Source organism: Roseateles rivi (assembly GCF_043555845.1).
In the GTDB taxonomy this organism is placed as follows: domain Bacteria; phylum Pseudomonadota; class Gammaproteobacteria; order Burkholderiales; family Burkholderiaceae_C; genus Roseateles; species Roseateles rivi.
Map to the genome: position 1 here is coordinate 50,112 of NZ_JBIGHZ010000003.1, position 14,454 is coordinate 64,565.

Below are 14,454 nucleotides of genomic sequence, written 5' to 3' on the forward strand. Positions count from 1 at the left end.
CCTTTAGGTGCGAACGCCAGATTGCTCAAGCAGCTGTGTGGTCTCGAACAGCGGCAGGCCCATGATGCCGGAATAACTGCCCTCGATATGGGAAATCCAGCCCGCGATGCGGCTTTGGATGGCGTAGGCACCGGCCTTGCCCATGGGCTCGCCGCTGGCCACATAGGCCGCCAGCCGTGCCGGGGGCAGCGGCGCGAACTGCACGCTGGAGCGGCTCAGCGCTTGGTAGATGGCCCCTTGCGGTGTGGCCAAGGCCAGTGCCGTCAGCACCTGGTGGCGGCGCCCGCTCAGGCGCTGCAGCGTTGCGGTGGCGTGCGCAGCGTCCTGGGGCTTGCCCAGGATGTCGTCGTCCAGCGCCACGGTGGTGTCTGCGCACAGCAGCGGCGCAGCAGGCAAACCGCGCTGGGCCAAACGCTGCTGTGCGGCTTTCAGCTTGGCCAGCGTCACGCGCTGCACATAGGCCTCAGGCAATTCCTGGGGCAGCACCTGCTCCAGGGCTTCGGCGTCCTCGCTCTCATCGGGAGCCAGCACCACGTAGCGCACCCCCAGCTGATCCAGCAGCTGGCGGCGACGCGGGCTTTGTGAAGCGAGGTAGATGAAGTCGTGCATGAGGCGTTGATTACTCGCGGTGATAGGGGTGGCCCTCCATGACGGACCAGGCGCGGTATAGCCCCTCGGCCAACAGCACGCGCACAAAGGCGTGAGGCAGCGTCAGGTCCGACAGGCGCAAGCGCTCTTCAGCGCTGGCTTTGAGTTGCGGGTGCAGGCCATCAGGCCCACCGATGAAGATGGCCACGTCGCGCCCGTCTTCGCGCCAGCGCTGCAGGCGCTGCGCCAGCTGCACGGTGGTCTGGCGCTCGCCATGCTCGTCCAGCACCACACGCCGTGCGCCGCGCGCGCAGACGGCCTCGAGGCGCTGCGCCTCTGCCGCCATCATTTGCTCGGTGGTTTTGCCCGTGGTGCGGGGCTCGGCCTTCACGGCTTTGAGCTCCAAGCGCATGTCCGGCGGGAAGCGCTTGGCGAACTCTTCGTAGGCCTCGTCGGCCCAGCCCGGCATGCGCTGCCCGACGGCACAAAGCAGCAACTTCACGGCCGCCGCAATCAGGCCTTGCGCGTGGCGCGTGCTGCCGTTTTTGCAGCGGGCTTGGCTGCTGGAGCGCTGCGCTTGGCGGCAGGACGAGCGGCTGGCTTGGTCGCAGCGCCCTTCTTGGCGACAGGCTTTTTGCTGCCAACCTTAATGGTCTGCACGGCTTCGGCCTTGGTGCTGCGCGTGCCTGTTGTGCGCTTCACGGCGGGCTTGGCGGCCGCACTCTTGCTGGCAGTCTTGCTGGCCACCTTGACTGCGGGCTTGGCTGCTGCCTTGCTGGCCGTTTTAGCCGCAGGCTTGGCAGCGGCGGTCTTGCCACCGCTGGTGCGTGTAGCGGCCTTCTTGGCCGCAGGTGCGGGCGCCGCAGCAGGCTTTTGCGCCTTGGCTTTTTTGGGCGCCACGGCAGCGCGCTTGCGACCCGGTGCAGCGTCTTCTTCCTCGTCTTCGGGCTCAGACGCCTTCACCAAGCCGCCTTCTTTGGCCGCGCTCTTGAGCTTCACAGGCTTGCCACCCCAGATCTCTTCGAGGTGGTAGTACTGGCGGATGGCGGGTTGCATCACGTGCACGACGGCTGCGCCGCAGTCCACGATGATCCACTCACCGTTGTCCTCGCCCTCGGTGCGCATCACTTGCATGCCGCGGCCTTTGACGGTTTCGCGCACGCTGGAGGCCAGCGCCTTGGTCTGCCGGTTGCTGGTGCCCGAGGCGATGATGACGCGCTCAAACAGCGCCGAGAGGTGCTCGGTGTTGAAGACCAGGATGTCCTGTGCCTTCACGTCTTCGAGTCCATCGACGATGGCGCGTTGCAGTTTGCGAATGTCCATTCAATACTCACGGTAAAGACGGTGGCGGGCAATATACCCCGCAACCTGAGCGCCCACGATGGGCGCGAGGTCCTCGCCCGCAGTTGCCGCCTGGCGCACTGCGGTGGAGGACAAATCCATAAATGCCAACGGCAGCCTCACCCAGGTGGGCTGCTGCTGGCGCACGGCTGGCGGCAGCTCGATGGTCTCGCTGCCACGCACGGCCACGGCCACGGCCACCAGGCGCAGCAATTCCTGCCAGCCATACCAGCTGGGCAGGCCCTGGAGCTGGTCTTGACCAAGAATCAGCCACAGCCTGTCTTGCGGGTGGGCCTGCAAGTGCTGCTGCACCGACTCCAGCGTGTAGCTGGGGCCCGTGCGGCGCAGCTCGCAGTCGTCCAGCCGCATATCCGGCTGGTCTTCGATAAGTGCCGCCACCATGGCCGCGCGGTGTTCTGCCGCTGCCAGCTTGCGCCCGGCTTTTTGCCAGGGCTGCCCCGCCACCACCCAGCGCAGCTGCTGCAACTGCAGCGCGGCCAGCGCGCTGCGAGCCAGCGCCAGATGCGCCAGGTGGGGAGGATCAAAACTGCCGCCGAACCAGCCGACTTGGCGTTGGACGGGCTCAGGGTTCACAGCCACAGATGGGTGGGGGTTTCGTCGGCCCAGTCACGGGGGCGCAAAAAGTCGCTGTAAAGCCGCGCTTCCTGCGTGCCGGGTTCGGGGGCCCAGTCGTAACGCCAGCTCACTTGCGGGGGCATGGACATCAAGATGGACTCAGTGCGCCCGCCCGACTGCAGGCCAAACAGCGTGCCGCGGTCGAAGACGAGATTGAACTCGACATAGCGGCCGCGCCGGTAGGCCTGGAAGTCACGCTCGCGCTCGCCATAGGCCAAGCCCTGGCGGCGCTGCACGATGGGCTCGTACGCGCCCATAAAGGCATCACCCACGGAGCGCATGAGCGCAAACGAGGGCTCGAACCCGCCTTGCGCGTAGTCGTCGAAGAAGATGCCGCCCACGCCACGGGGCTCGTTGCGGTGCTTGAGGAAAAAGTACTCGTCGCACCACTGCTTGAACTGCGGGTAGAGCGGCTCGCCATGCGCCTGAAGCGCCGCACGGCAGCTACGGTGAAAGTGCTGGGCATCGCGCTCAAAACCGTAGTAGGGCGTGAGGTCCATGCCGCCGCCAAACCAGACCACCGGCTCTGCCCCTGCGGGCAGCGCGGCGAACATGCGCACATTCATGTGCACCGTGGGCACAAAGGGATTGTGCGGGTGCAGCACCAGCGACACGCCCATGGCCTCAAACGGCGCGCCTGCCAGCTCCGGCCGGTGCTGCGTGGCCGAAGGCGGCAGCACGCGGCCGCGCACATGCGAGAAATTGCAGCCGCCGCGCTCGAACACGGCGCCGTTTTCAATCAGCCGCGTGATGCCGTCGCCCTCCAGCCGCCCGCCGGGCTCACGCTGCCAGGCATCGGTGAGAAAGCTCTGGCCGTCGAGGCGCTCCAGTGCGCTGACGATGCGATGCTGCAGGTCCAGCAGATAGTCGCGAACGCGCTGGGAATCGTAGGCTTGGGTCATGGGTCTGAAGTGCAAAAACTGGACTGGTGCAGCGGGCTCAGCGCTTGATGGCGCGGTGACCAATGTCCTGCCGGTACTGCTTGCCGTCGAACTGGATGCTGCCCGCCACTTGGTAAGCCGCTTGTTGGGCCTGGCGCACCGACTCGCCCAGCGCCGTCACGCACAGCACGCGGCCACCGCTGGTGTGCAGTGCGCCGCCCTCGGCCTGAGCCGTACCGGCGTGAAAGACCATGACGTCGTCGGAGTCCGCGGGCAGGCCTTGAATGGCATCGCCCTTGCGCGGCGACAGCGGGTAGCCCGAGGCCGCCAACACCACACCCAGCGCCACACGGCGGTCCCATTGCAGCTCGACTTGGTCCAGCGTGCCATCGGTGGCGTGCATCAGCACCTCGAAGAGGTCGCTCTTGAGCCGCATCATGATGGGCTGGGTTTCAGGGTCGCCCATGCGCGTGTTGAACTCCACCGTGCGCGGCTGCCCTTGCTCGTCAATCATCAGCCCGGCATAGAGAAAGCCCGTGAAGGGCGTGCCGTCGCGGGCCATGCCCTGGATGGTGGGGTGAATGATTTCGTGCATGACCTTGGCATGCACATTGGGCGTGACCACGGGAGCGGGCGAGTAAGCGCCCATGCCACCGGTGTTGGGGCCTTGGTCTTTGTCCAGCAGGCGCTTGTGGTCCTGGCTGGTGGCCAGGGAAACGACGTTTTTGCCGTCGCACAGCACGATGAAGCTGGCCTCTTCGCCCTGCAGGAACTGCTCGATGACGACGCGCGCGCCGCCCTCGTTGTGCACCACGCCGAGCTTGTTGTCGCACAAAATCCAGTCGATGGCCTCATGCGCTTCTTGCAGCGTCTGCGCCACCACCACGCCCTTGCCTGCGGCCAGGCCGTCGGCCTTGATGACGATGGGCGCGCCCTGCTCGTCCACATAGGCGTGGGCCAGCGCGGGGTCAGAGAAGGTTTGATAGGCGGCCGTGGGAATGCCGTGGCGCTTCATGAACTCCTTGGCAAAGGCCTTGGAGGATTCGAGCTGCGCGGCGGCTTTGGTGGCACCGAAGATGCGCAGGCCACGGCTGCGGAACTCGTCCACCACACCGGCGGCCAAAAAGGCTTCCGGGCCCACCACGGTGAGCGCAATTTTTTGCTCCTGCGCGAAATCGGCCAGGGCCTTCACGTCAGAAATAGGCACGTTGCGAAGCTTGGCATCGCGCGCGGTGCCCCCATTGCCCGGCGCCACGAACACTTGGCTGACGCGCTCGCCCTGAGCCAGACGCCACGCCAGGGCGTGCTCTCGCCCGCCATTGCCAATCACCAAAACCTTCATGCTTTTGCCTAGTCTTTACCAGTTGGGTTTGTGTGCAGCGGCTCAGCCGTTGATCTGGGCGTTGTGATAGACCTCCTGGACGTCGTCCAGGTCTTCAATCACGTCCAGCAGCTTTTGCATGCGCACGGCGTCGTCGCCGCTGAGTTCGATATTGTTTTGTGCGCGCATGGTCACCTCGGCCAAGTCGGGCTTGAGGCCAGCGGCCTCCAAGGCGGCACGCACGGCTTCGAAGTCGCCCGGCTCGGTGAGCACCTCGATGGCGCCATCTTCATCGCTGACCACGTCCTGCGCACCGGCTTCCAAGGCCACTTCCATGACTTTGTCTTCAGAAGTACCCGGCGCAAACACCAGCTGGCCGCAATGCTGGAACTGGAAGGCCACCGAGCCCTCGGTGCCCAGATTGCCGCCGTATTTGCTGAAGGCGTGGCGCACTTCGGCCACGGTGCGCACGCGGTTGTCGGTCATGCAGTCCACGATGACAGCCGCACCGCCGATGCCATAGCCCTCGTAGCGCACTTCCTCGTAGCTCACGCCGTCCAAGTTGCCGGTGGCTTTGTCGACGTTGCGCTTGATGTTGTCGGCCGGCATATTGGCCGCCTTGGCCTTTTCAATGGCCAGGCGCAGGCGCGGGTTCATGGCCACGTCACCGCCACCTTGGCGCGCGGCGACGATGATTTCACGCGTCAGCCTGGTCCAAATCTTGCCGCGCTTGTCGTCTTGCCGACCTTTGCGATGCTGGATATTGGCCCATTTGGAATGACCTGCCATTGTTTTGTTCTCCTTGTGCAAGCTCCGCCACGCACGCGCAGGCGTTCAAACGCGGGGGCGAACCCGTGCCTGGCGTGGGCGAGTGGCTTGGTTAGACTTTGATTCTAACTTTTCCCTATACGGAGACTGACGCATGGCTGAACCCATTGCCCTTGCCCGTCACGGCCAGACCGTCTGCGAACTCTTGCCCGAGCTGGCCAACCGCCACGGGCTCATCACCGGGGCCACTGGCACGGGCAAAACCATCAGCCTGCAAAAGCTGGCCGAATCGCTCTCCGCACTGGGCGTGCCGGTCTTCATGGCCGACATCAAAGGGGATTTGAGCGGCATCTCGCAGCCGGGCAAGCCCTCACCCAAGCTGCTGGCCACACTGGCCGAACGGGGGCTTGAACCGCCTGAGCCCCTGGCTTGCCCCACCACGCTGTGGGATGTGTTTGGCCAGCAGGGTCACCCGGTGCGCACCACGGTGTCGGACATGGGCCCGCTCTTGATTGCGCGCATGCTGGACCTCAACGACACGCAGGCGGGCGTGCTGCAGCTGGTGTTCAAGATTGCCGACGACCACGGGCTGCTGCTGCTGGACCTCAAAGACCTGCGCGCCATGCTGCAGCATGTGGGCGACAACGCCAGCCAATTCACCACCGAGTACGGCAACGTCTCGGCCGCCAGCATTGGCGCCATCCAGCGCGGCTTGCTGCAAATCCAGGCCCAGGGTGGCGACCGCTTCTTTGGCGAGCCCATGCTCAACATCCAAGATTTCATGCAGTGCGTGGGCGGGCGCGGGGTGGTGAACATCCTGGCGGCTGACCAGCTCATGACGGCACCGCGGCTCTACGCCAGCTTCTTGCTGTGGATGCTCTCAGAGCTGTTCGAAACTCTGCCCGAGGTGGGCGATCTGGACAAACCCAAGCTGGTGTTCTTCTTCGACGAGGCGCACCTGCTGTTCAAAGACGCACCGGCGGTGCTGGTGGAGCGCATTGAGCTGGTGGTGCGCCTGGTGCGCTCCAAAGGCGTGGGCGTGTACTTCGTGACGCAAAACCCGCTGGACATTCCCGACACGGTGCTGGGCCAGCTGGGCAACCGCGTGCAGCACGCACTGCGCGCCTTCACGCCGCGCGACCAAAAAGCCGTCAAGAGCGCCGCCGAAACCATGCGCGCCAAGCCAGGGCTGGACATTGCCAGCGCCATCAGCGAGCTGGGCGTGGGTGAAGCACTGGTGAGCCTGCTGGACGCCAAAGGCCGCCCCAGCGTGACCGAGCGCGTGTACATCCTGCCCCCGGGCAGCCAGATTGGCCCCATCACGGCGCCGCAGCGGCAGACCTTGATGAACGAATCCTTGGTGGCCGGGGTGTATGAAAAAGCGGTGGATCGCCACTCCGCCTACGAGTCCTTGACGGGCCGCGGCACTGCGGACCAGGCCAGCGCTGCAGGCGGCAGCCCCAGCGCACCGAGCAGCGCCCGCCCCCTGCCTGGCACAGCACCGGGCACCCCGACTCAGGAGCAGGACAGCAACGCGGGTTTGATAGGTGGGCTCAAGGACTTGTTGCTGGGCTCCACCGGCCCACGCGGTGCCCACCGCGAAGGCCTGGCCGAGGCTGTGGCCAAGTCAGCGTTGCGCTCCATCGGCTCCAGCGTCGGGCGCGAGATCGCGCGCGGCGTTTTGGGCTCCCTGCTGGGTGGTGGCAGACGGCGGCGCTGAGGCGGGCACGAGCGTTTGCTGCACGAGCTCGCGCAGCAATGCCCAGTGGGCGCGCTGCGCAGCAGGGCTGCTGCGCGCCCAGTGCGCCAACTCCGGCTGCAGCGCCACCAGCTCTGCGCGCAGCTGCGCCGAAGCCGCCTCGGGCTTGGTCAGTGCGGCGCTGGCGCGTCGGCACAGCAGCTGTACGTAGCGGCGCTGCAGGCGCTCGCGCAACAATTGCTGTGCAGGGCTCAAGGTCGGCGCCGCCGCAGGGGCCAACACGCTCTGGCGCAAACCCTTGAGCAAAGCGGCCACTCCAAAGTCTGAGCCCTGTGCTTGCTGCAGCTGCAGCTGAGTCAGGCGCTCAGGCTCCAACAAGCGCTCCAGCGTCATGCCCTGTGTCGCTTCAAGCCACTGCAGCACGGCGCCAGGGGCAAGGCGCTGCGTCAAGGGTGCTTGCAGCCACCAATCCGGGGCACGCTCAAACAGCTGTTCGCCCAAGAAAGCCAGGGCTCGGCGCTGCTGCGCGGCAGAGGCGGCGCGGTATGTGCTCCCGGCCTGCGCGGGACTGAGGAACCGGTAGTCCCAGCCCCCCACCAGGGCCACCACGTGCTGCAGCATTTGCGCCCAATGCCGCTGCCCGGCCAAGGCCAAATCTCTGAGGGTGTCCTGCGGCAGTGTGTCATCTGCGATCATGCCCGGCAGGGCTTGAACCAAGCGCCGAACATTGCGGATGCCCAGGCCGCTGGCAGTCACGGCGTCAGCGTCGCCCACAGCCTCGTTGACCACACCATAGTCAAAACGCGCTTGCGGCGGCGTGAAGCGCAGCCAGGGCGTGTCGTTTTGCACTTGCACCCAGCGCCGCAGCGTTGGCAGTTCCGCATCTGCTGAGTCGGCACCTTCCACCGGCGCATAGCCCCAGTGAATGGCAAAGCGGTCATAGGGCCCGATGCGCGGCACCAACAGCGCGGGGTCGATGTGGTCTTCCGGCTGCACCAGGTAGTTGAAGCGCGAGTAGTCCATCACCGAGGGGGTATGCCCCATTTCGCGCAGCCACTGCGGGTCGCGCAGACGCTCCACCGGGTAGGTGGAGCTGGCCTTCATATTGTGTTGCAGGCCCAGCGAGTGGCCGACCTCATGGGTGACCACATAGGCCACCAACTCGCCCATCAACGCATCAGGCAGCGGCAGGTGGCGCGCGCGCGCATCCACGCCACCCACCTGGGCGATGTAGGCCTCGCGCAGGAGCTTGATGAGGTTGTGATAAACGACGATGTTGGCGTTGAGAATTTCCCCGCTGCGTGGGTCAGCCAAATGCGGTCCGTAGGCATTGGGCGTTGGTGAAGGCACCCAGCGAATCACGCTGTAGCGCACATCCTCAGGGTCAAACTCGGGGTCTTGCTCAGCACTGGGATAGGGGCGCGCCTGCACCGCATTGCGAAAGCCCGCCTGTTCGAAGGCCTGATTCCAAGCCTCAATGCCCTGTTTCACGTAGGGCACAAAACGGCTGGGCGTGGCTGGATCGATGTACCAAACAATGGGCTTGATGGGCTCACTCACTGCGGCAGCTGGATCGCGCTTTTCGAGCCGCCACCGCGAGATGTAGGCCACGGTCTCATTGCCCCCAAGCGCTGAGCTGTCAATCCCAGCACGCTTTTCGTAGAAATAGCCCACACGATCATCAAACAGGCGCGGCTGCATGGGCTGGCTGGGCAGACGCACAAAGTTGTAGGCCATGTCCACGGTTGCGCTGCGCGCGGGCTGCGAGCCCGGAGGCGGGGGTGGCAATCCCGGCACATCCGATGCAGGCGCCAGAACATAGGTCTGGGTCGAAGCCACACGCACACTGCCTGCAAACACTTTGACCGGGCCCACATAGCTGCGAGAAGCATCCAGGCTGCTCGCCCTGAGCAAGCCACGGGCACTGAAGTCGCCCACCTCGGTAGTGAACAAACGCGTGGCCTCAAACAGTGGCGCGCCTTGAGGGCTCTGAGCCAGCACATCGAAAGAGGCCAGAACCACGTCGCGTTCCGCGGCCAGGGTATTGGCGCGCAGCGCATGATCGCCGGCGATGTGATAGCTGCTGTTGAGGCGTTGCAGCAGCACGCGGCGACCCACACGCACAAAGCGCACGGCCACACCCTCGATTTGACGCCCCACGTGATCAGCACTGGCGGGCACACCCACCGCATGAGCAGCCATCAGCAGGGGCTCCCCCAGCAGCGCCGGGGGAATCTCCATATAGAGCTTGCCATCACCCTGGTACAAGCACAGCAAACCGCAGGAGCGCACCATGGGGGCAGCCACCAGCTGTGCATAAAGCGGCTGCCCCGCAGGTGATGTTGTCGCGGGTGGTGGTGCAGCAGGTGCGGCCACTGCGCCCGGCGGCTGTGCTGCGGCGGCCCAAAGCTGGGAACTCAACCCCACAGCACAAGCGACGAGCCCCACCCAGCGGCCCAATGACTTCAAAATCATGAAACGTCTCCACACAAAGCGAGATGGGCCGGGTCTGCTGGACTCCGGCCCGAAGGGATGCCACACCTGGGCGGCTCACGCCACCCAGTGGCAGATCAGAAGGCTGCTTTCCAAGTCAGGGTGTAGCGCGCCAGACGCGGATCGACAGCACCGCTGACACCCAAGGCCGAGCTGTTGGAGGGGAGCAGCACCTGCGGCCTTTCGTTGGTGAAGTTGATCAGACCCAAGGTGATGCGGCTATTGCCCAGGCCCCGCGCCAAGGCCCCATCAGGCGTGTGCAGCGTGCCTCGACCAAAGTCGTACCACAGTGCGGCGTTGAACTGCCGGGTGGGCCGATAGGTCTCGGCCAGGGTTGCGTTGACCTTGTAGCTGCCCTGCCAGAGCATGGTGAGGTTGCTACCCAGGCCCGCACGCTGCCAACTCACCGACGCCGTCGCACGGTCTGGACGTGTGGCCGTGGTGACGTTGCTGCTAGGGGCAGCACCGGCAAACGGGACACGCTCGTACACGCGAGTCTGGGTCAGGCCCAACTGGGCGTCCCACTCACCCCAGCTGCTGCGAACGCGGTAACGCAGCCTTGTGTCGAGCCCAGCAGTACGGAAGTAGGCGATGTTCACCGGCAAGCGGTCCACCGCTGTGATCGCGCCAACCTTGTAACCATCCGCCACATCGGCCGCTGTCAGCGCAGCGCGAGTAAATTGCTCCGGGAAGAAATACAGCCGCTCTTGGTCAGACAGCGACGCCACTTGATCTTCCACACGCGACTTCCAGTAATCCATGGACAGCGACAAGCCCTTGAGCGCGGTCCAGGGTGACTCCAGCACCAGCCCGAAATTCTGGTGGCGTGAAGTCTCTGGCTTGAGAGCGGGGTTGCCCTTGGTGGTGCCAACCAAAGCCGTCACCGCTTCATTGTTGCGATAAGGGTCCAGCAAGTCGCTGCTGGGCGGCAATGCCACAGGATCAGTAAAGGCGCCCTGGCGCAGGTCGATGAGTTCAGGAACCTTGTAAGCACTGGAGTGACTGGCGCGCAGCGAGATCCAGCGCACAGGCTGAGCCAAAAGGCTCAGCGCCGGCTTGGTGGCCTGACCAAAATCGCTATAGCGGTCGTGGCGCACAGCGCCGGTCAGGGTCAATGCATGCAGCAGTGACATCGAGTTCCCCACCTTGGGCGACACCAGCGGCACAGACACCTCGGCATAGGCCGAGGTGATGGTGCGCGGCTCTTCAGGCAGCAAGGCTTCGGTGAAGGAGAACAAATTGGTGTAGCTCACGGTCTCACGCCGACGCTCCAGGCCCACCGCGAGATTGATGCTGTCCGAGCCCAGTTTCCACAGCGGCCCGTTGGCACTGGCTTGCATCGTGGTGCTGCGCTGGGAGTCGTCATAGGGCTGGCCTTCAGTGACCAAAGCCTCCAAGCGCCCCGGGGTATTCACTGCCGCACCGCGCCAGCTGTCGTTGAGCACCAGCAGCGGCGGCGTGGCTGCAAATTCTTTGGACAGCGCCGTGCTGTCCAGACGCGCCAAGCTGGAGTTGATGGTGGAACGGCTGTAGGCCTGGGCCAGTTGCAGGTCGTAAACCCATTCGTGCGACAACTCACCACGAGCGCCCACCACGGCGTCGCGGGTGCGGTAGCGGTAGAGGCGTTCGGGCTGACCCAGCTCCCAGAAATACTTGTCCACGATCACCGTGGTCTTGAAGGGGTTGCCCGGGTAGTTGGCCGGCAGGCGCAACGAAGTCACAGTGATGGGGTCGGTGGGCGCCGAGTTCTCCACCCAGCGAGCAGCAAAGCTGCCATACAGCTCCAGGCCCGGGCCATGTTGCCAAGTGGCGTCCAGCGACATGCTGCTGCGGCGCGCGTCGTTGATGGCATTGAGCGTCTGACCACGGTCGTACTGAGGCGTGGCGGCGGCGCCAGCGTAGTCAGCCACCGTGAGGTTTTGCCCTGTGGAGTTGGCAGGAATGTAGGCCACCGAGGTATTTAGGCCAGGCAGATTGCGCCCGTTGGTGGAACGCACGCGCCCACCCACCGGCAGCGTTCGGGTTAGGCCGTTGGCGCCGCCGAATTCCCGCCGGTCGTCGGAGCGCAGCCAGCCACGGTCACGCCGCGCCAAGGCGTTTTGGTCTTCGTATGTCCCCATGGCACGCAAGCTGAAAGCGCCCTGGCGCATGCCATGCGCCAAGCTGATGCGGCCGTTGGAGGCGTCTTTGTTGAAGGTGTTGTCATAGGCTGCCTCCAGCTCAGTGCCGCTGTAGGACTTGCGCGTGATGAGGTTGATGACCCCTCCGACCGCATCAGCGCCATACACGGCGCTGCCGCCGCTGAGCAAAATCTCCACACGCTCGATGGCCGACAGCGGAATGCCCGTGCTTTCGTAGCCCTCACCACCGCTGCGCTGGCCACTGCGCGGCAGGCGCCGCCCGTCCACCAGCACCAGGGTGTTGGCACTGCCAAAACCCCGCAAGTCAAAGAGTTGGCGCCCATCAGGCGTGCTGCCGCTGGAGTTGCCGTTGTTGACGCCCGCAGAACCAACGCCCAGCTGCGGCACCAAAGTGGCCAGATCAGCCAAGGTGGTGGCACCGGAGCGCTCAATATCCTGGCGCGTCAGCGTCAGGACAGGCTGCGCCCCTTGCTCGCCCACAAGGCTGCGCAGGTGCGAACCCGTCACCACCACCTTGTCCAGCAGCTGGAGTTTGCCGGTTTGAGGGTTTTGCCCCAGTTGCTGTTCGCTTTGGGCCTGAGCAGTCAAGGTGGCGCCTGCCAGGAGCAGAGCCAAACAAAGTGGACGCAAACGGGGCGCCCCATCAGAAGAGATTGGATAACTTTTCACGGCGATCGATGACAGTTGAGCGAGGGTAGGCCTGCTTGACGACGCCCCACCAAGGGGGCAGTTCTGCGCACACAGGTTCTGGGCGCGGCTAGGCGCTGAGCGCCCCTTGCCGCGGGCCATATGCTCAAGGCATCGATCAGCTCAAAATGAAAAAACTCCCAAAATTCGCCTCACTTGAGACAACATTTTTCAAGTTACCACCCGAATGAGTGGTTTTAGACAGATCTCTCTACAGCACTCACCAAGACAAACAGTCGAAATGCCGCGGGTTAACCTGAATACTCCAAGCCCCCCAAGGGCGTGTAGGGCCAGATGTCGCCAAACCAGTTGCCACTTTCTGCGCTGCCATTGGGGGACTTCAAGTCGCAGCCAGACCCTCAGTTCAGGCGCACAGGAATGAAGATCTTGTCGCGCCCGCGCTGGATGAGCAGGGCCACAGACTTTTGCGCCTCACCCACGAGCTTGCGCACCTGCTCGAGGCTGTTCACCGGGGTGTTGTTCACCGCCAGCAGCACATCACCAGGGCGCACACCAGCAGCTTCGGCCGGGCCGCCGGCCTCCTCGATCAGCAGGCCTTCGCGCACATTGCCAAGCTGGCGGCGCTCTTCCGGCTGCAAGGGGCGCAGCGCCAGACCCAGGCGGCCTTGCTGGCTGGCGTCACGCTCGCCCTCGGCCTTGGCCTCACGGGCATTGGCATCACCCAGCGTGGCCGTCAGCGTCTCGCGCTTGCCATTGCGCCAGACTTCCAGCGTCACGCGCTCGCCCGGGGCGTAGAGGTCCACCAGGCGCGGCAGATCGGCGCTGCTGGAGATGGCTTCGCCCTTGAGCTTCAAGATCACATCGCCTGAGCGCACGCCGGCCTTGGCGGCGGGGCCGTCGTCCTCCACATTCACCACCAGCGCGCCTTCGGGGCGCTCGAGCTTGAAGGAATCGGCAAAGCTTTGGTTCACCTCTTGCACCAACACACCCAGCTTGGCGTGCTGCACCTTGCCGTGCTTCTCGATTTGCTGGCGAATACGCTGCGCCACCTCGATGGGAATGGCGAAGGACAAGCCCTGGTAGCCGCCAGACATGCTCACGATTTGCGAGTTGATGCCCACCACCTCGCCGCGCGCGTTGAACAGCGGGCCACCGGAGTTGCCGGGGTTGATGGCCACATCGGTCTGGATGAATTGCACGCGGTTTTCTTGCGCCAGCGAGCGGCCTTTGGCGCTGACCACACCGGCGCTGACGCTGTTCTCAAAGCCCAGCGGCGAGCCAATGGCCAGCACCCACTCGCCCACGCGCAGCGCGTCGGTGCTGCCAAAGCGCACGGTGGGCAAGCCCTTGGCTTCGATCTTGATCACGGCCACATCGGTGCGCTTGTCCGCACCCAGCACCTTGGCCTTGTACTCGCGCCGGTCGGTGAGTTTGACCACCACTTCCTTGGCGTCTTGCACCACGTGCGCATTGGTGAGAATCACGCCGTCGGCACTGACGATAAAGCCCGAGCCCTGGCCGCGCGTGGGGGCCTCGCGCTGCGGACCTTGCGGCGGGCCAAAACGGCGGAAGAACTCGTAGAAGGGATCGTCCGGGTCGAGCTGCGGGCCGCCACGCTGGCGCATCGAGCCCGTCACGCTGATGTTCACCACCGCCACGCCTTGGCTGGCGGCGATGCTGGCGAAGTCTGGCAGTGCCACGCCGGGGTTGGTCGTGGGGGTGGCTGGAGCGCTGGGAGCGGGCTTGCTGGGCGCAGGGACCAGCGCGGCTTGAGCGGCGACGGGCGCATCGGATTGCGTTTTGATGGCCGTGGCCTTCATGGCCAGGGCACCGCCGGCGGCACCCAACACCCCAGCTGTGGCCAGGGCCCAAACCACTTTACGTGCAGGAATCATCTTTTCCACCTTCTCCATGGTGAGTTGCTCCAATTGCTCGGGT

The 14,454-nt window shown here is 64.9% G+C and carries 11 protein-coding genes; 1 reads left to right on the plus strand and 10 read right to left on the minus strand.

Annotated features, from left to right (window positions below; translation table 11 throughout):
* Positions 1-3: 3 nt before the first annotated feature.
* From ACG0Z6_RS07570 to ACG0Z6_RS07600, 7 genes are read right to left on the minus strand one after another with little or no spacing between them, the layout of a single operon-like run.
* Positions 4-609 (minus strand): Maf family protein, encoded by a 606-nt coding sequence (locus ACG0Z6_RS07570; RefSeq protein ID WP_394460073.1) that lies wholly within the window; start codon positions 607-609, stop codon positions 4-6.
* Positions 610-619: 10 nt separating this feature from the next.
* The gene (gene rlmH / locus ACG0Z6_RS07575; RefSeq protein ID WP_394460075.1) at positions 620-1,090 is read right to left on the minus strand and encodes a 23S rRNA (pseudouridine(1915)-N(3))-methyltransferase RlmH; all 471 of its coding nucleotides are present in this window, start codon (positions 1,088-1,090) and stop codon (positions 620-622) included.
* An 11-nt stretch (positions 1,091-1,101) separates the two neighbouring features.
* Positions 1,102-1,911 (minus strand): ribosome silencing factor, encoded by an 810-nt coding sequence (gene rsfS / locus ACG0Z6_RS07580; protein WP_394460077.1) that lies wholly within the window; start codon positions 1,909-1,911, stop codon positions 1,102-1,104.
* A complete protein-coding gene (gene nadD / locus ACG0Z6_RS07585; protein ID WP_394460078.1) occupies positions 1,912-2,523 on the minus strand; it encodes a nicotinate (nicotinamide) nucleotide adenylyltransferase in 612 nt (203 codons plus the stop codon).
* Positions 2,520-3,467 carry an oxygen-dependent coproporphyrinogen oxidase gene (gene hemF / locus ACG0Z6_RS07590; RefSeq protein ID WP_394460079.1) on the minus strand — a complete coding sequence of 316 codons (948 nt, stop codon included), beginning with the start codon at positions 3,465-3,467 and terminating at the stop codon, positions 2,520-2,522. Before hemF ends, nadD begins: the two co-directional genes overlap by 4 nt.
* Before the next feature lie 37 nt (positions 3,468-3,504).
* The gene (gene purD, locus ACG0Z6_RS07595) at positions 3,505-4,788 is read right to left on the minus strand and encodes a phosphoribosylamine--glycine ligase (protein WP_394460080.1); all 1,284 of its coding nucleotides are present in this window, start codon (positions 4,786-4,788) and stop codon (positions 3,505-3,507) included.
* 42 nt (positions 4,789-4,830) lie between these two features.
* Complete coding sequence (locus tag ACG0Z6_RS07600) at positions 4,831-5,556, minus strand: YebC/PmpR family DNA-binding transcriptional regulator (protein WP_394460081.1); 726 nt, start codon at positions 5,554-5,556, stop codon at positions 4,831-4,833.
* Between the two features lie 133 nt (positions 5,557-5,689).
* Between ACG0Z6_RS07600 and ACG0Z6_RS07605 the strand changes: the two genes are divergently transcribed.
* Positions 5,690-7,255: a helicase HerA-like domain-containing protein gene (locus ACG0Z6_RS07605; RefSeq protein ID WP_394460082.1), complete on the plus strand. Its 1,566-nt coding sequence runs from the start codon at positions 5,690-5,692 to the stop codon at positions 7,253-7,255.
* Here ACG0Z6_RS07605 and ACG0Z6_RS07610 read toward each other — a convergent pair.
* From ACG0Z6_RS07610 to ACG0Z6_RS07620, 3 genes are all read right to left on the minus strand, one after another.
* Complete coding sequence (locus ACG0Z6_RS07610) at positions 7,163-9,709, minus strand: zinc-dependent metalloprotease (protein ID WP_394460084.1); 2,547 nt, start codon at positions 9,707-9,709, stop codon at positions 7,163-7,165. The genes ACG0Z6_RS07605 and ACG0Z6_RS07610 overlap by 93 nt on opposite strands.
* A gap of 95 nt (positions 9,710-9,804) precedes the next feature.
* A complete protein-coding gene (locus tag ACG0Z6_RS07615) occupies positions 9,805-12,456 on the minus strand; it encodes a TonB-dependent receptor plug domain-containing protein (protein ID WP_394460086.1) in 2,652 nt (883 codons plus the stop codon).
* Between the two features lie 458 nt (positions 12,457-12,914).
* Positions 12,915-14,429 carry a DegQ family serine endoprotease gene (locus tag ACG0Z6_RS07620; RefSeq protein WP_394460087.1) on the minus strand — a complete coding sequence of 505 codons (1,515 nt, stop codon included), beginning with the start codon at positions 14,427-14,429 and terminating at the stop codon, positions 12,915-12,917.
* Positions 14,430-14,454: the final 25 nt, after the last annotated feature.